Consider the following 16,907-nt stretch of genomic DNA (forward strand, 5'->3'; position numbering starts at 1 on the left):
ATCGCCTTGAGTTGCCAGTCCGCCAGTCTGAGCGTCCTAGGGTCGCGCAAGACGTCCCCGTTGAGACCAATCAATGGCTGGAGCGCATCTCTCGGGTATGTGAAAGTGCAGCCGGCCGCGCCTTCAACAGGGTCTAGCCATACCTCAACATCGTCGTGAGCGCCAATTGCGCTGACTGTTCCCAGACGTCCCCGCGTGGCGTTCTGGTGGCATTCCGAGCCAAACTCGACGTCAGACCGCACCCGCACGCGACACCCTTCGTCGAGCCCAATCACAGTTGAGAGCAGATCGGGGAAGAGAACTCGATCAACCGCTGCGACCGCCGTCCCATATGCAAGCTTCGCGCCCCTTTTAGCTCGCTTGGCGTTTTCGGAACGGACCTCCTCGTAGAGGTGCAAGAGAGCAGCGGAGAGTGCGTCGTAGGGCCTGAGCCGCATCTCTCGAGGAGCACCCCGCATGATCAAGTGCATTGCCTTCACGGGAGCGCTGTCTTCACCTGGCGTCGGGCCATATGAGCCCCAACCGCTTCCGGCGGGCGCCCCGCTGCATCCGTCAAAAGCCATGTCTTTCTCGACTCCTCTGTTTCGACGCTGCAGAATGGCTCAAGGCGGCAGGGATCAACTCTGCTTTACCGGGAAAGGAAGGCAGTTCTGAAGCGCCACAGCATCCCCTCCCCAATCCTGACATTCTGCCGTCCGCTGTCTATACTTAACGCCAGGGATGGCCGTTTGCCCACATACCGTTGAAGTCGCCCATGTACTGTTGAGCCAGTGCACGATTGCGCCAGTCAGCACGGAAGTTTTCGTGGTTGTACTTCTCAGCGCGAACGGTGAAATTTAGCGATCCGGTCCCGACCGTCTCTCCGTCGCTGATGAGGTACTTGTTGTGCATCAGCGGTGCGTCATCCACATACCGGACCTGCGCGCCGACCGCAGCAAGACGTCCGGCTATAGAAGCTCCCTTGCCGACGTTCTCCTTCGCATCGACAACGATGCGCACCTGCACACCACGACGCATGGCGGCGACGACTGCCTTCTCAAAGCGCTTGTTCGTGAACTCGTAGGCTGCGATATCCAGGGATCGCGTGGAAGCCTTTACGACATGCAGCGCCACATTCATCGCCGAACGATTGGGCGAGAAGCCGACTTCGATCGTGCCTGCTGCCGGTACCGTCACCGCACTTTCACCCGACGAACTGGCGGCATCGTCTTGATTTTCGTCGTAGCCGCGAGAACCGTGGTACCCCCTGCGGCCCTGGTACGAAGTGTTTTGGTAACCGCCCTCACGGTTGTCTCGAGACATTGCCGCGGCGATCTTGGCCAGCACGTCAGGGGATGAATGGGAAGTCGGTTGCTCGACGCGATTGCCATGCCAAATGCCAATGCTGTCGAGAGCCGAATCGACGATCCCCGCTTGCGCGAATGCAGGCGCAATTAGGAGTGCTGCGCAGATGAATAGCTTCTTCATGGTCCTGTCCTGTTCTGGTTGTACCTACGACGCCAATGCTACGTACCGCTACACCGATTTCTACTGGTGACGATGTTGGCCAGGTCAAGGCGTCTCAACTTCCTATCGGGAAGTTATGGTCTCACTGATGCATGTTCTTTGCCAGCCTTGCGCTGCCGTGCAGGCAAAAAAAAACCCGCGCAGCGCGCGGGTTAAAGGTGAGATAGTGAAACTAAGCGACCACGGCAGGCAACTGCTCTACGATGTTGAGACGACCGTGTGCGTTTACCTCCAAGACAAAACGCGTATTGCGTACTGAGTCAGTGTCCACCCAGACGTCCGACAGAAGATCGGTTAGAAGATCCTGCGGCTTCACGTTCCGAGCCTGCTTGATCCATCGGCTGTACTTCGCCAGGCACTCGCGCTCGTACTGCTCATCATAGCGATCGTCGTCCGAGAATGCGTTGAACTGCAAAACACCTTCACCTTTGCTTGCGCTGGGCGGGCTGTAGACGGTAACGCTCTCCAACGATTTCTCTCCGTGACCGATCGCGATTTCGTGATCGGCAACCTTGACATCACCCCAAGGCCCCTTGATAAGCACCCCGTCGCAGACCTGTATGTCGAATGAGTGCGTTTCATGGTCGGATCCCGCTGTTGCTCCAGGACTCACGATCTCGAAGCTGACTTCGAGATCGTCAATCAGAGGCGCGTTCATGAGCCAGTGACCTTTGGGGACCTCTCCCCGAACAATAAAGGCTTCCATCTTCATAACGTAGGCTCTCTTGACTGCGCTGAGGAGGTCTTCCTCGAGATCCACACTTCCGGATCCACGAACCACTCGTACGACTCCCTTCTCGAAATCCGACCTCTTAAGAGGCTGGGCATTTGCACCCCTGTGAGCATAAGGGCTGTGCCAATCCGCAAAACATCGCAGATCGTCCAGGATATCCACCTCGCTCGCCGGTACAACAGGAAGCTCGCGGAGCAGATCCGGCGCACATTTGGACGCAACCCTCCAGTAGGCATTGGCAAACTCGACGGGGTCCATCTTGCCTTGCAGCTCAGCGAGCATGGAATAGGCGACTGCGGACACCTGCGCCTCGATTTCCTTGGCTTTGTCCTCCGCATCGATCAGGCAGTTGCGGTCAGGCAGCTTCGCTTTGTACCTTGCGCTATCGAGGTGAACGATAGCGTCGGGGCGCGAGGAATGGCTTCCCAGTACGCGAATGCCCTGAAGATACACTGCGGTCCGCCGTCCAAATCCGAAGCCCTTGAGGTCGCGAATCGAAACGGCCCCGACCGGTGTTGCGACGAACGTTTGGGCGTCCTGAGCGTCTGGTCGCTCCAGTTCTTCGCCGTTAAAAAAGATAGGAATCGGGTAGCCGCGCGCGATCTCTCTCAAGGCGCTGCCTATACGATTCTCGTCGAAGGTCAGGTTGCTCAAGGTCAGCCGTGTGCCACTCGCCACCTCACCAGCTTGCAGCGAGAAATCACGCATCTCGAGCAAGTCGAGAGTGCGCGCCTCGAGGCGTTGTCCGCAGGACTCGACCTTCAGCACCTCGCACGCAAACAGTGCACTTGTGAACCCCATACCAAATGGGTTTTCGAGCGACTGCGTTTGAGCATCCCAGCCGCTCTCGGCGATCGTGAACAGCTTCTGGAAGTCCTGGACCCCTTGACCGTCATCGATGACAGTCAGCGATTTTCCTTCCAGGCGGATGTCGACCATGCTTGCGCCGGCTCGACGGCTGTTCTGAATCAGCTCGGCCAGGAAGGTCGAGAAATTCGAGAACGCGAACTTCAGGTTCTTGACCAGGTTGCCCTGGTTGACTGCAATACGTACGGAAGAAGAGGACATGTTTGCTCCAAAGAAAATGCGGAGCAAACGACCCAGCGGGACGAAAGCCCCGCGAGGGTGAGATAGGAATTCGCACCTCCAACCGAAGGCGGTTCCAAGAGTTGAATTGCTGCTGTGTCGAAAGCGGACAACAACAGCCTGGCTGGGCACGGTCCAGCTACCGTGATCGAGGATCGGGATGGATTGTAACTCAGTTTCCCGATAGGAAGTACAAGCGGGCCGCTTCGATGGTGCCATCGCAATTACCAGCCACCTTTGGACAAAAAAAATGCCCCGGCCCCTTGTGGGGTCGAGGCGGGGAAGCGCAATGAAGTCGCCATCGCAAGCAGCTTGCTTACGCTGCCTCCTGGAACAGATCCCTTTGCTGGTCGTCCCGACTGAGCAGCATTTTGTGTTCTGCATCGCCGATTGCGTTCCGGATCAGATGCTCATCCAGTTCGGTTGGCGTAAGGTTCAGCCGCTCGGCGAGGCGGGTGAAGTACTGCCCTCGCTTCGCCATTTCCTGATACCGCTGAGCCATGCCTGACGGCAACCGCAAGATCCCTTCGTTCAGCCAAAACCGCGCGGAAGAGATTGCGGGTTCAGACTGAGTTTCAAGCATCAAGCGCGTGTCGAACGTACAGGTAACAAATGCGCACGCGGCCTCGGCGTCCACTTCAAGCTGGTCAGCTTCTTCGAAGTAGACTACGCGTTCGCCGGCCGTCGTTGCTGCATAGTTTGAAACCCGTTTGCCGTGACGATATCGGTTCCACTGTTCCGCCCCGTAATCACGCAGGCCGTCCACAGGTGCCTCGGCATCGTACTGTCCAACCCGATACCACCCATGAAGCGGGATCGGAATCTTTGGGTATGTCGCGACGACCGGAACCTCATAGCGTCGGCCCAACGTGTGCACGTCGTGCCAAATCGCCACCGCTGGGAAGGCCTGCGGCGCATAGTGGTGCATCGACAAGAAGAAGTCGATCGCGACCAATTGCTGCGGCGTCACCAACTGGAACTGAATATCGCAGAGCTCTCGGTTCACCGGGGTGTCTTCCAGTTTTCCCGTGGCCAGATCAGCTTGATGCCGGTCTGCGCGCTCGATTTCAGTCGCGTCGAGCGTCAGGAGGTATCTCAGAAGCGCGACACGGTGAGAGTATGAGTAGACGTCGGCCTGCACTCGCGTATAGCCGGCTTCGCTGACCGTACGCCCGACCAACTCGCGTTTGCTGAGATCCCACTGCGTCGCAAGTAGATAGTTTCGGACTCGATTGATTCCGGCCAAATGCGCATGCTGTGGCTCTTGAATCATCGACTCCATCGACTTGTCCCGCTCACCTGAAACGCCGCATATCGAACAACCGAACCGGCTACCACATGCTGCCTTGTTGCCGCTGTCGCCGACCGTCACACCACACGTACCTTCATTGCCCGCGCGGTAGAGATCGATCATGCGGCCGATGCTCCGAACGCTCAGAGGAGATGGGAACGGTGCGAATCGCTCATCCGAGAACATTGCAAGCATGTCCCAGACATCTGACAGACTCCAATCACAGATCGACGATAGCGTGAGGTAACCATCCTTATGCCGGACCGCATCCAAAGCAATTTCGCCTCGGAGAGACATCAGGCTAGATCGCGCCGCGCTTTCGTCGTAGCGAGTACCGAGTAGCACAATGGTTTCGCGAAAGCCCGCGGCAACCGCCTCTTTCTCAAGCAATGCACGCAAGCGCCCAAGCGGTTTGACCTTCCAGTCGTCCGCGCAGGCACGGATCACTTTCCCATCGCGCACACCGTTCTCAGGTGTACGGAGCAAGGTGCCACGCCCTACTGTCGAAACAACAAACTGCGCAGCAAGCGAAGGTTCCGCGATGTGCACGCCGACGTCCAGGTCGTTTTCCTCGCAGAACGCACGGAACTCCTCGAGCGCGATATGCAAATGGTTGGAAATGGACGGGTTCTCGATCGTCGTGTTAGACGTTGCGATGTAGTGCCGGGCCTGTTGCACGCCGGCCAGACACGATCGACGAACAGCCTCGAGCATCAGGATTGCGACACAGGTCGAATCCTTGCCTCCGCTGTAGCCAACCTGCAGGCCATGGCCAGCAGCGATCTTGTCCATCAGGATCACGATCACCGCTTCCATCTTGTTTCGGATCTCGTCAAACATACTGTTCTCCAATTAGGAGGAGAACAGCCCCCAGCGGGAGAAGTTCTCCCGTAGGGGTTGAGGTAGCGCCAAGGCCAGTAAATCCGGTGACCAATGGCGCCTGGTGGGCGCTGATTCGTTAGAACAGCGCCGGCTGAACGCCTTCACTCGACCAGCCGCATTGCTCAAAACCCTTTCGGATTCTGTCGTCGGCAACGTACGCGCGCAGGCCTTCTTTCACTTGCTCAGCATCACCTTGCTCGAAGATGGAGTCGAACTGACGCTCCCCAAAATCGAACACGGTGAAAAACATGTAGCCCGGGTTGTAGAGGCCAGCCAGAAACAGACGGCGAACGATATCGATGCGCAGATCGAGATCGTCTTTACCACTCCGGAAGCGCTGCGTGAAGTAGTACAGCCAGCAACCGAGCTCGAAATGCTCCTGGGCAGCTGGGGCTTCAGACGCGTGCTCCCAGCGGTCCAGCGTGGTCCCCTTGCGCTTAGCTGCGCCATACAGGTCACGCGCATCGCGCTCCAGCATTGCTCGCTGGCGGGCCGAGATTGGCGCGTTGACGCGATCAACAAACGATGTCATTTACTTCTCCGAAGGTTTGCGAAGAAGCGCCCCCATTTCGGGGAGCGCGTCCCCGCGAGGGTCAATTTGATGCCGGCGCCATGAAATGGAGTCCGACAGAACGGAAGAAGACCTCCCGCTTGGATTGAAGTCCCGCTTAGGTCAGTGAATACGGTGACCTATGCGCGCCCGGTGGCTGCGGGCTCAGAAGCCCTCGACCGCCCCGAGTTGCCAACGCTGTTTTGCGTAGGCCACCGCCATGGTTTCGAGCGAACTTCGCTCGTCGGTTTGCAGCTGGCCAGTGGACTTGAAGAAAAAGTCGAGCAGCTCGCACAGTCGCGCCTTCGTACGTTCGCCGTGGGCGGAAAACGTCTCAAGTGCGCAACGCACGTACAGCGGAAACGTCGTTTGAGTAAGAGTCATTGCTTGGCTCCAGATTGATGCAAGGAGCAGCCCCCTACGCGGGGACTGCAACCCGCGAGGGTGTGATCGATGACAAAAGCGAAACTGATTCACCAGAACACTTCGTTCACCGAGAGGGATTTGCGGCGCCAGAAATGGCCGCAAGATCGAAGGATGTGAGGCTGATATTCACCAAACCCCAAAGGCTGGGTTACGTCCAGCTACCGGATCAAGGATCAGGGGACATTCTACACCCCCAATTCCCAATGGGAAGCGCTGGCGCGTTGAAAAGGTATCGGTTACGCCGAGCCAGTTGTCCCGAAGACTTCCGCCAACTTTGAGCGAAAGATCTCAGCCAAAACGTCGGCATCATTTGCTGCGTCTACCGGATCCCGCTCGAGCTGGGCCCGGAGTGCATTCTTGAGCCAGTCGGAAGTGCTGGGGTCATTAAGAACCTGCTGGACCTTCATGTCAGTGAGTGTCATGGACGTTGGCCCCGTCTGGGGCTCGAATTGGTTGGACAGAGGCATAGATAGAGCGCCCCAACTGCCTTCAGGCGGTCGGGGCGAAGGATTCAGCCGCTCAGCCGGCTATCAGTCGGCAGAGCCTTCGTGCTTAAGGGTGACTCGAGCACGGCCAGGCGTGAACTTGCCCGACCACTCGTACCCCTGTTCCCGAACCTTGTCGCGGACACGGTTCTTGAACGACTCGCCGTGTTCCTTGGCGTGCATCTCACAATGGGCGTCCTCCACCGCGAGGGCGAACGCGAGATCGTTGATGGCCGTTCGGAGATGGCGCTTTAGCCGTCGCTGGTTGTCAAACCGCTTACCAACGACTGCGGCGACTGCCGCGGCGATGATTGCAGCCGTGAGCGTGAATAGCCCTCCAATGAGGGCCGCTTGAACCGCTGCATCCTGAAGATGAATCTGCATTTTTGCTACTCCTGGGAAAACTGGAGAAGCAATTGCCCGAGGGGCGATTGCCCCTCCGGGTTGAAATAGATGACAGCGGCGGTGATACACCGCCGTGACGAAGTGCGCAGCAGCATATGGCCGGCACTGTTGGCTAGAAAGACGGTCCAGCTCCCGGATCGAAGATCGGGATCGATTGTAGAGGATTTTCTACGACACGAAGCACGTCGAGGCAACCTAAGCGCCGGTGCGCGGGCATGCACGGCCTTTGATGCATTGATGACCGTCCTGGAGTGCCGCCTCTCCGATCTTTCGTCGAAGGTGACGAATGAGTGCCGCATGCTGTCTTGGAATCAGCCTCATTGCCTTGCCAGAATGCAAAAGCGCCCAGCCAACCCCGTGTCGGGAGTTGATCTGGGCGCATCCCCCTAGGAGGAAAACCTACATCTCCGGCGGACTGGCAACTTCGCGCCAGAAGCCGGAGGCTCGCATCACTTCCGCACCGTCAGGCAACACGATGTAGGAGATGTCGATCGCAGCAGCCGAAGGGTCCTTCGGATCCGCGTCATCATCCACACCTTCTGCAGGTTTGAACGGATACTGGATCGACACACCGCCGTCGGCGTACAGCGTGCCGGCCGCGTGGAGCTCAATTGGGAAGCACGTGTCGAAGGCAACCACCTTCACGACCACAGGGAATTGCAGGGCCGTCAATGGATTCTTCATAGTGAGCCTCCGTTCTGAATTCGCTTCGGCATCAGAGCGGACATCGTGACGTACTCGCCCGTAATGCCACGAATCATGTGGCGATGGTGCCCCGCCGCGTGGCATTCGAAGATCTTGTCGAAGCCATTCGGCGAGTGGTGCGTCAGTTTGCCATGACAAACCGGGCAATCGTCGTGATGGACACGAGTGACGACGCCATTCTCCATTCGTCGAAAGCCTGGCGACAATTCACTGGTTGGTGCTGGCGTTGCCGCCATATCGACCGTTGTGGTCATAAATCTGCTCCTGAGAAAGTTTCCTCGCAGAGCGGCCCCGCGCGGGACTGTCGCCCGCGAGGGATTGATCGAAAGAAGCGCCCGAAATGGCGCCACTCTAGCTAGTTTGGCCCAACTGCCGGAGCAAAAATCACCGCGAGAATTACTTGCGGTGACCCCGGTCTAAAAGCTATGGCCAATCAACCGCCCAAGTCTGCCGACGACTCCCAACTGTGGGTCGGAAGGCCATCGACTATCGAGCCGTCAGCATCCAAACGGAGCCAGAAAAAGCCGCGCTCGCGAGCCCACGACCAGATCGATCTGATGTCTTCTGGTGCCGCCAGCGCGAATGCGTAGGCGCCAGTTATGGGGTCTTCCTGAGGAACCCAAATCCAGTAGCCCGACTCGTACTGGCCGTAAAACCAAGGGTTGCGATCGCCAGCCAGCTCGAGCATTCCGTTCGTCTCGGCCGTAATGTGACAGGTCGAGAGACAAGCCACCGCCGCGACATCGGCGAAACCGCCCTTGCTGGCAGCAAGCAGTGCCTCTACTTCTGGAATCGCGTTGCCTACCGGCGTAAGCCTCGAGGTAGCCTCGGCACCTATCGCTCCAGCGCCCCCTGCCCCAGGGGGGGCATCGCTGTGCTCATGTGCTTTCGCGAAAGCGAGCAGCGATTGGATCAGATGCGTTGGGATGAGAACCAGGTTGTTCTGCATGAATTGCTCCGTGTTTGGTGCGAAGCAAACCACCCAGCGGGGAGTTTGCCCCGCGAGGGTGATAAAAGAAAGTGATGCGCGAGCCCAACTACTGAAGGGCTTGAACATCTGACAATGAAAGGACTCAGTGCAGCTTGAGGCGGAACTGATCGCCGGTTGCCGGCATGGCGCGGCGCCTTGCAGTTTCCATCCACTTACTCATCTCGCGCTTCCGATGGTCGATGGTGTTGGAAATCCCAGCTTCAAAGGCCTTTCGACGCGCACCGAGGTCGAAGGACATCGAATCTGTCGACGCGATCCAGTCGAACATTTTCAGTTGGTCGATTGCAGTTCCCTTTATGCCGAACAAGTGCAATCGACTGGTTTCAGGAAGTTCTCCTTCGAGACTTGCGAGGATTGCGAACAGACCGTGATCTGGATGCCCCAAGCTTCGTCGGCAGACCGACCCGAGGCCAATCAGCGCCGGCGGCGCTGCCCAAGGTTGCCAGCGCTCCCATACCGCGCGCATGAGCTCAAGGCTCCTTGCGTAGTGTGAAATTCGCCAGCCCTGCAAGACAGGCACGGGAAGACGCACCTCATTCCGAACAGATGACTCAGACCACCCTTGCTGGACTAGCTGGTTCTGGTACTCGTAGGCGATCCGAAGGCAACCTTCCAACAGTGTTGCTGTGGCGTCGATGCGGTAGTCGATTTCCTCATCGTTGCTGCATATTTCGGGCTCACAGCACAAGTCGGGTTGCGCATACCAACTCGCGCGAGTCGATATTGCAAAAGCAAGGTACTGCTCCAAACTCCAGGGGTACACTCCCGCTATCCCAGATTGCGTGCCCTTCTTTTGCCAAAGCGAGATCGCGCTATATCCGGCCGAATCTAACGCGTAGTCCAACTCGGAAAGGTCAGTTGCGGAAGGAAACGCGAACTGACGTGCAGCCGGATCCCAAAACGCATTTGCACTCACCATCACCGGGTAACCTTCATTGAAGGCGTGGAACACGAGCTTGCCACTGCGATGAGGGATGCCGACACGGGTAACCAACCCCGGATCGAGATACGCATTGACTTGGTCACGCGGCATGCGCGACTCAAGCAAACGGGTCAAAGACGGATTCATTTCCTGCTCCAGGATACGTGCGAAGCAGGACCCGGAGCGGGATGCTGCCCCGCGGGGATTTGAACAAAGACGCCGCGCTGGGCGGCAAGAGAGAGGCACTAGGTGCCATTGGCTAGATCAGGTCCAGCTGCCTTGCGAATGTTGCTGCGAAAGTATAGCGCGAAATCTAGCTTGCGCTCTTCGCCAACTTCCATTCCATCATCGTGACGCCCGTGCGCGCATCCAGGATCCTGCAGTAATCGCCCTTGCCATACCGGAACGTGGCGACCAGCGAGGCCAACCAATACCACGGTGCCGAGTACGAGGGACAGCTTGTTCCGCTCCGTGAAAACACCTGAAAGCGTAGAGTCATCTGAGTCCTATCTGAGAACCGTGACGTCTTGTCTGGCCTCAATTAAGCGCTGAGTCGCCCGAAATGGGTCCCGTCACTTCGATTTTGATTGCGGCACAGCGTTAGATCACCGGTTCGACGTGCCGTACGCTAAGAACGTAATCCTTGCCGTTGACGCCGTGAATGATGGCTCCCTCGCCGCCGGCGCCAATCCGGACTGACAGTGTTTGCGACGCGGCATGCTGGCGCGCCTCCCGCGAATCCAGCGTAGCATCCACCATTGCGACGCCGCTCTGGTCGAACGTGACCTTACTGATTGTCAGCCGCCAGAACCCGCTGAAATCATCCGGATTGATCTGTTCGCCAATAGTCGCGATGGGGAACGCGTAGCGTTCGCCGATCACTGCGTACCCCCCATCGCGAATGATGACGTTGCGCTCGACTTCCTGAGCCCCTTTCCGCAGCACCTTCACGCTGACTGCTGTCATTCCGCCCAACGTTCCATTGGGCCGTTCCTTCGCCGCTCGCACGTCCGCAATCGATGTCTCTTTGTGCCCTTCGGGCGACGCTCGGCCCTCCGTCCACGCATAGACCTGTCGGTATTCTGCATTCGCGGGGCTCGCAGCGGCAAAAACGATCAGCAACGTGAGCGCGGCTGCGTTGGCCAGGAAGTTGATTTTCATTTAGAGGTCGATAGATCTTTGGTTGCAACATTTGGACTCGCATTACCGGTGTGGAACGGCAAAGCGTGGCTCGCGTCAAATGGCGACGTAGGTGGATGGACTTTCCAATGGCCCACCCCCTCCCATACGCCATTGGACTCGCGGTACACCAATCCGCCTTTCCTGAAGCCAAAAAATATTGGCCAGTTGTTCAGATATAGCGAGGCAAGCTTCAGCACGGTCGGGTAACGGCTGGCACCGCGAAGTCGCGCCGCACGGCACACGAATCGCAGCCAACTGGCAGTCGTAATTGACGCCCAGATCAACTCTGCAATCAGCCAGAGGACGAAATACAACACCAGGCCCCAAAATATAATTCCAGTGGCGAACATGGCACTACTCAGCATGAAGCCCCCTTTCGTTCAATAATGGGTTCGCCCGTTTTCTGGACCGCGGCCGGCGCCCTGCTTAAGTGGTGACTTCATGAGCCGCCGTGGACATTCTGGCGTTGACCCACAGTTCCTCAAGACCAACCAACGAGTAGTACGCTTCGTCAGTCTCTTCGAGGGATTGAGCTAGATCGTAGGCAGGGACGCCATTGGCAGAAAAGATCACAGTGCCGCCAGATTCTTCGGCATTGAACGCACGTCCGCGCAAAAACCAAACGAGGACTGTGGGCTGTCCAACCTCTTCGAAGAGGGCAAAGGAGCGCAGGTTTGCCGCCACGTTGGCTTGCATTGCAGGCTCTTCCGGATCACCTGCAACGAACGTCATATCACCGGGATTCCAGCGATATACTCGGAACGCGCCGGCAAATCGCATCTCCTCGGGAGCGTTGGCGTTCCACCAATCGCACAACGACTTCACAGCGCCATTCGCTTCGTAGTCTTGCTTAATCTTGGACCAAGGAACTGTATCCGTGAGCAGATTTAGCGCAGCACGAAGCGCAGAATAGCTCCCGGAGATCGCCATATTCTTCCGGACTTCGACCAACCCTGGTCGTGACGCTCGCTTAGCTCTCGACACGCGAGTACCGTGGAAGTCAGCAACGCTCGTCAAACTGAAGGTCCCGCCCAGCAGTGCATCCTTCGTGGGGTTGTTCCAGATCCCTGAGAACCACTCAATGTCGCGGTAAAGCACAACGAACTTCTGCCCACCTGGGGACTCTGCCGTCATGGAGATTGCCGCCTCCAGGGACTCCGCAGCGATGTCGGAGTCTTTGAACCATCCGCAGTACTTTTGACGGGGCGCCAAGGCCCCCAGCATCTTGAGAGCGGTCTCCACCTCTTCAGGCTCGACGTAGTCCGCTGTGAATCCAACGTACGTATATGACCGAGCCTGGCGCATGAGCACACCCTTCACTGAACCATCGGCGTATTCGCGCACTACCAAGGTTGGGAAGTCTCTGGAAGGGTGCTTCGCTGTAGCGTTCCAATCGATCGGCCACTCGTCGCACAAGTAGTCGTGATGCACGCATGCGATTGCACGACCCTTGTAGGAGGTGCTGCCAATCAGCTGGGCTACATACACGTGGTGGTCGGTGGCACAAGCTGACCGTTCCCACACTGGCGGCGCGAACGAATAGTGAACCACCGCCTCGGCACCGTCCTTCTCTCCTGGCACCACCGCCAGCAGCTCGAAGATCTGTTCCTTGTGTCCTGCTTGGAAGCGCTTCGCGAAAAGCTGGTCACGCAAGTCGAGGCGTTCCACTTCTGTCAGCATTTCGTTCTCCGTTGCTCGTCACTGCATGTGGTGCGGCTGCGCCGGATAATTGCCAGGCGCGCGCGATCACCACTTGTGGAAGATGGAGATGACGATACCTGCGCCCGATTACGCGAACAATCTAGAAAGGAGCCACAAACGGGAGGGGTTTCAAGTTGAGCGCTGCCTGTGGTTCCCGACATGGGGCCCACGAGGCGGCCCAGATATGGAGGGGCGAGTACGTGCGCGCTAGGTGCTCTCTGCATCGGGATCCGCAGGCAGCAAAACAACGCTCTCCCGGCGATACCACTGCGGCTTCAATCTCCCATCCATTCCTTTCTGGAATTTTAGATAGTCGCCACTTGCATGCACCTCGACGATGGTGCCGTAGGCGTAGCGGCCGCTCCGCTGTCGAACCTTGCAAGCTCGATTTAGCGCGTGTAACGCTTCCTCCCTTGAGGTGCTCACAGATGGACTCCTCTCGTTGGCACCGGGTCCAAGACGAACGGCGTAAGGCGGCGACTAACCCACTGGATCGACGTACCCCGCCCGTGAACCATATAGGTCGAGCTAACTAATTGTCGCCCGCATTTTTGATGGGATTCAACTGGGCTGGGTCCGCCGGCACCTTCACAACCACATCGCCAGATTGGGCTGCCTCCAACAGGACCCTGTCGATACTGGCCTTCAGTGTTTTGCTTTCACCTTCCGTGTAGCTCGGCCAAGGAACGAACGGCTGCGCATAGTCACGCCCAAGGCGGATGGATTTCGGACAGCGGTACACCGCAGCTTGGTGTTCCATCCTAACGATCAGCATGTCTCCGCTACAGTCCAAATGCTCGCCCGAGAAGGTCACATCCATGACGCCTGAGTTCGCCGGATTGCGGAAGAAAATCAGGTGGTCAATAGGCGTGGCGCACATATAAATCGCTGCAAGTACAGCCCAAGTGGTCATACCGAATCGCAGGCCACCGCCGATCGCACCTTTTTGAGCACGTGCTGCCAGCACCAGCTTGAACCCGAACAGAATCAAGCTGATGCAGCCAAACAAGAGGTAGGCTACTGGGGCCCAGTTGTAGGCACCGCTGTCGATCCCTCCAGCAGCGGGAGGCAGAAATTCAATTCCCAGCAGGAACGCAACAGACGCTACCCCGCAGGCGAACAAGTGAACTTGGCCGAGCCAACGGGCTTTTCCCCCTCGAAGGAGTCCCCGTATCGCCGCGATGAGGTTCGCGTACATAAGGAAACAACTGATGGCGAGGAAAGGCATTTCGATTGAATCTCGGTTTTCGAGGATGGGATTGAACAGCGCGGCCGAGGCGAGCTAGATCTTGCCGGTTCGGACCAGGACGACGGCGTCAGCATACTTCACCGGCTGGCCAAGATATTCGCAAATACGAGCGTGCAGCAGCGTGGGATCCTCCCACGGCTTGTCGTTGAGCTTCCCCAGCGCCTCTTTCAAAAGATCGACAGCTGTCTCGTGCTTCACTGCATCAATCCAATACTGCGGAACCGGCATTCACTCTCCATAGGTCGGCGCCTCGTTGCTTTGGCAAGAGCTGCAATTCTCACCATGCGGCAATCCTCGAGCAACCGAGAAAGGAGTTCCATGCAAGGGGGCTTTTTACTGCGAATCTCGAGGTATGTCGATTGGATGCTGACCAGCTGTGCGAGCAGGACTTTCGCCCTCCCCTGTTGCGAATGATTGAACGATCTGTGGACCCGCGGCCAATGCACTCTCGGTCAAGCACACTCACAGCCAACCGGATCGGCTCAGCAAATGCCCATGAACACCGCGAAGGCCATCATCCAGAAGACCCAGGCTGTCGCGAAGACGACGTCGAACGACCACTTCTTTGTCTTGTGACGAGCAAGCGAGCGTCCGATCTGGCTGCCGACAAACCCACCGGCCAATGTAATGATGTGGAGGTACGCCTCAGGAATCCGGCGTTGCCGGGTTCTTGCAAGGATCTTGTCGACTGCGAACATCACGAACGCCACCGAGTTGATCAGAAGGAATGGCAGGCGGAAAGATGAAGGAAATATCGGCGTGAGGACGACAACGACACTTGAAGCGATCGCGACGATCTTCATGAGGCGGCTCGAATTCTCGAGCAGTCGAAACGACTGTTGTTGAGGTGAGTCCATGATGTTGCTCTTTCTCCCGCGGTATCCCACGGCCCACGAACCAGCGAATACGCACCCTCGAGCCCAGAAACTTCGTCGCTACGAAGATAGCCAGTTGGCGCTACAGAATACACTGGCCAGAAAAGCAGAAAGCCCGTCTCGCATCGGAGAGACGGGCTTCTGAACTAGCGACTGCTTTCGGATCAGTTTTTCCGTGTCAGCCCTCGCGATCCATGTGGCGCTCAGTTGTTTGAATGCTACCCATCAACGATGAGTCCGCGCTCAATTCCAAGCCGCCATGCGGCAAGATGCGCCGCATATCCGGCCTCGCTGAAACACTGTTCATCGAGGCCCGCCGTAGGTGGCCCTGCCGTGAAGTTGATGGATGTCCACAGAATCAACTCCGCGCCGAGTCCTTGACCTTGATACTCGTCTGCAATGCAAACAGCGCCCGGCGTGTTGTAGTAACCAACGACCGAGGCACCGCTCCATCCGCTCGATGTGGCGGAGCGGTGCAGAAGCAGAGCACTATCAGACGATGCAACGAAGCCATACTCGGGGCTCCTGATCGAGACCTCCACCTCACTCGCGTCGAATTGGACATCGATATCGCGGATGTAGTCTTCAAAACGTTGGTTGAGCCAAGGATCCGGGCCGTCCGACTGGCAGACGAAATCGTCCTCGCTGCAAACGAGGGGAGCTTCCGCCGGCGAAACTTGACAGCCTGAAGCCAGTGCAGCGGGGCATCGATTCATGCGACCTCCTGGAACGCCAGCGCCTCTTCGAGCATCTGCTGATACGTGATCAAGCCCTCCTGGAACTTCTGGCGAACTGCCGCCAGGCGAACTCCACGCGCCCATCTCTCCGATGCACCGATTCTGTCGAGCGCGCCAGGATCGGGCACCCTGAATCCCTCATCCAGCAGGGATTCCACGGCATCTTGGAGTGAGTTGTGGCACGTATGCCCGACAAATCCGTCCTCGTCGAACCGCTGGATGCGCCAAGGTTCAGTGCCAGACATCTCCGGAGCAACGAAGCCCCAGGCCTCGCGATGAATTGAACGGCACTCGATGCCGACCGGCTCACCCTTGTATGCCTGCATGAGCTGCTGATAGCAAATCTGCACGGGGCTAGCGATCTGACGAAGATGCCGCGCAAAGTCGGAGGCTACGCGCAGATGAGCGACCCGGGCACGGTCCCATTGAGCCGTGCGGAACCGCGTGGTGGTTGTAGATGCCATGTTTTGCTCCTAAATGGAAATTGAGAAGCAAACACGCCCCAAGGGAGTGATTGCCCCCCTTGGGTTGGATGTGACGCTGCCTGTATAGCAACCGGTGTTGGCCAATATCGCGGCGCCACTCAGATGAAGCCGTCGACAGCTGACAAGGACCTCTATTCCCAAGTCCTAGTGCGCGCGCTCAATCTGCACGCCGCCGGCTTCCTGGGAGTCGCCGGCGATGCTCGACTGGCGCGATTCCACAAGCACCGAGAGGTACTCCTGATAAGCCAGTCGATCGATCGGGGCGAAGGCGAGCCCTTTTGCATCGCAGTAGTGACGCAAGTCGGCGAGCAAGCACAGAACCGCGTGCTCAGCTCCTTCCGGAGAGTTCGGTACGTCGGATGAGGTCTCGTTTGCGACACCCCATGCCTTGAGTGCCTGTTCGACCCGGGCCACCCGCATGCGCGGACTGTAAAACGAATCCGAAGCGAACTCGCTCATCTCGGCCGGAATCCGGATCTCGATAGCAACTGCGTCGGAAACTTTAGTTGTGCTCATTACCTGCTCCTGATTGAAGTATCGCGAAGCAGGTCCCCTAACGCGGGAGACAAGCCCCGCAAGGGTTATTAGTTAGCGACAAAAGCCGCTTGGCTGGGGCGCGGTCCAGCTACCGTTGAAACTGAACTGATGTTACTACACGCACTAGGTGGCGCGCACTCTAGGCGAAGGGATTTTTCT

General features: G+C 57.8%; 20 protein-coding genes. All 20 read right to left on the reverse strand.

Features of this window, described 5'->3' with window-relative positions; translation table 11 throughout:
• Positions 1-708: 708 nt before the first annotated feature.
• A complete protein-coding gene (locus V6657_RS29405) occupies positions 709-1,467 on the reverse strand; it encodes a phospholipase D-like domain-containing protein (protein WP_024979588.1) in 759 nt (252 codons plus the stop codon).
• A 211-nt stretch (positions 1,468-1,678) separates the two neighbouring features.
• A complete protein-coding gene (locus tag V6657_RS29410) occupies positions 1,679-3,307 on the reverse strand; it encodes an ATP-binding protein (protein ID WP_024979587.1) in 1,629 nt (542 codons plus the stop codon).
• Between the two features lie 334 nt (positions 3,308-3,641).
• Entirely contained in the window at positions 3,642-5,456 is a 1,815-nt protein-coding gene (locus V6657_RS29415) for a hypothetical protein (protein WP_024979586.1), read from the reverse strand.
• A gap of 118 nt (positions 5,457-5,574) precedes the next feature.
• A complete protein-coding gene (locus V6657_RS29420) occupies positions 5,575-6,030 on the reverse strand; it encodes a hypothetical protein (protein WP_024979585.1) in 456 nt (151 codons plus the stop codon).
• Positions 6,031-6,213: 183 nt separating this feature from the next.
• The gene (locus V6657_RS29425) at positions 6,214-6,432 is read right to left on the reverse strand and encodes a hypothetical protein (protein ID WP_024979584.1); all 219 of its coding nucleotides are present in this window, start codon (positions 6,430-6,432) and stop codon (positions 6,214-6,216) included.
• Between the two features lie 278 nt (positions 6,433-6,710).
• A complete protein-coding gene (locus tag V6657_RS29430; protein ID WP_024979583.1) occupies positions 6,711-6,896 on the reverse strand; it encodes a hypothetical protein in 186 nt (61 codons plus the stop codon).
• A 108-nt stretch (positions 6,897-7,004) separates the two neighbouring features.
• Positions 7,005-7,343 carry a hypothetical protein gene (locus tag V6657_RS29435; protein WP_024979582.1) on the reverse strand — a complete coding sequence of 113 codons (339 nt, stop codon included), beginning with the start codon at positions 7,341-7,343 and terminating at the stop codon, positions 7,005-7,007.
• Positions 7,344-7,763: 420 nt separating this feature from the next.
• The gene (locus V6657_RS29440) at positions 7,764-8,048 is read right to left on the reverse strand and encodes a hypothetical protein (RefSeq protein WP_024979581.1); all 285 of its coding nucleotides are present in this window, start codon (positions 8,046-8,048) and stop codon (positions 7,764-7,766) included.
• Entirely contained in the window at positions 8,045-8,323 is a 279-nt protein-coding gene (locus tag V6657_RS29445) for a hypothetical protein (protein WP_080693756.1), read from the reverse strand. The genes V6657_RS29440 and V6657_RS29445 overlap by 4 nt, the downstream gene beginning before the upstream one ends.
• A gap of 179 nt (positions 8,324-8,502) precedes the next feature.
• Entirely contained in the window at positions 8,503-9,018 is a 516-nt protein-coding gene (locus V6657_RS29450) for a hypothetical protein (RefSeq protein WP_024979580.1), read from the reverse strand.
• 124 nt (positions 9,019-9,142) lie between these two features.
• The gene (locus V6657_RS29455; protein WP_048932974.1) at positions 9,143-10,129 is read right to left on the reverse strand and encodes a hypothetical protein; all 987 of its coding nucleotides are present in this window, start codon (positions 10,127-10,129) and stop codon (positions 9,143-9,145) included.
• A 453-nt stretch (positions 10,130-10,582) separates the two neighbouring features.
• A complete protein-coding gene (locus tag V6657_RS29460; RefSeq protein ID WP_024979577.1) occupies positions 10,583-11,143 on the reverse strand; it encodes a hypothetical protein in 561 nt (186 codons plus the stop codon).
• Entirely contained in the window at positions 11,140-11,514 is a 375-nt protein-coding gene (locus V6657_RS29465) for a hypothetical protein (RefSeq protein WP_182557885.1), read from the reverse strand. Before V6657_RS29465 ends, V6657_RS29460 begins: the two co-directional genes overlap by 4 nt.
• A 76-nt stretch (positions 11,515-11,590) precedes the next feature.
• Positions 11,591-12,844 (reverse strand): hypothetical protein, encoded by a 1,254-nt coding sequence (locus tag V6657_RS29470; RefSeq protein WP_024979576.1) that lies wholly within the window; start codon positions 12,842-12,844, stop codon positions 11,591-11,593.
• 553 nt (positions 12,845-13,397) lie between these two features.
• Positions 13,398-14,093, reverse strand: coding sequence for a hypothetical protein (locus tag V6657_RS29475; RefSeq protein ID WP_024979575.1), 696 nt, complete (start codon positions 14,091-14,093; stop codon positions 13,398-13,400).
• Between the two features lie 54 nt (positions 14,094-14,147).
• Positions 14,148-14,342 (reverse strand): hypothetical protein, encoded by a 195-nt coding sequence (locus V6657_RS29480; RefSeq protein WP_024979574.1) that lies wholly within the window; start codon positions 14,340-14,342, stop codon positions 14,148-14,150.
• A gap of 254 nt (positions 14,343-14,596) precedes the next feature.
• Complete coding sequence (locus tag V6657_RS29485; RefSeq protein ID WP_025584864.1) at positions 14,597-14,917, reverse strand: DUF1294 domain-containing protein; 321 nt, start codon at positions 14,915-14,917, stop codon at positions 14,597-14,599.
• A 290-nt stretch (positions 14,918-15,207) separates the two neighbouring features.
• Positions 15,208-15,705: a hypothetical protein gene (locus tag V6657_RS29490; protein ID WP_024979572.1), complete on the reverse strand. Its 498-nt coding sequence runs from the start codon at positions 15,703-15,705 to the stop codon at positions 15,208-15,210.
• Complete coding sequence (locus V6657_RS29495; RefSeq protein WP_024979571.1) at positions 15,702-16,190, reverse strand: hypothetical protein; 489 nt, start codon at positions 16,188-16,190, stop codon at positions 15,702-15,704. The genes V6657_RS29490 and V6657_RS29495 overlap by 4 nt, the downstream gene beginning before the upstream one ends.
• 165 nt (positions 16,191-16,355) lie before the next feature.
• Positions 16,356-16,727: a hypothetical protein gene (locus V6657_RS29500; RefSeq protein WP_024979570.1), complete on the reverse strand. Its 372-nt coding sequence runs from the start codon at positions 16,725-16,727 to the stop codon at positions 16,356-16,358.
• Positions 16,728-16,907 lie beyond the last annotated feature (180 nt).

Origin of the sequence: Ralstonia sp. RRA (assembly GCF_037023145.1) — a bacterium.
GTDB lineage: Bacteria > Pseudomonadota > Gammaproteobacteria > Burkholderiales > Burkholderiaceae > Ralstonia.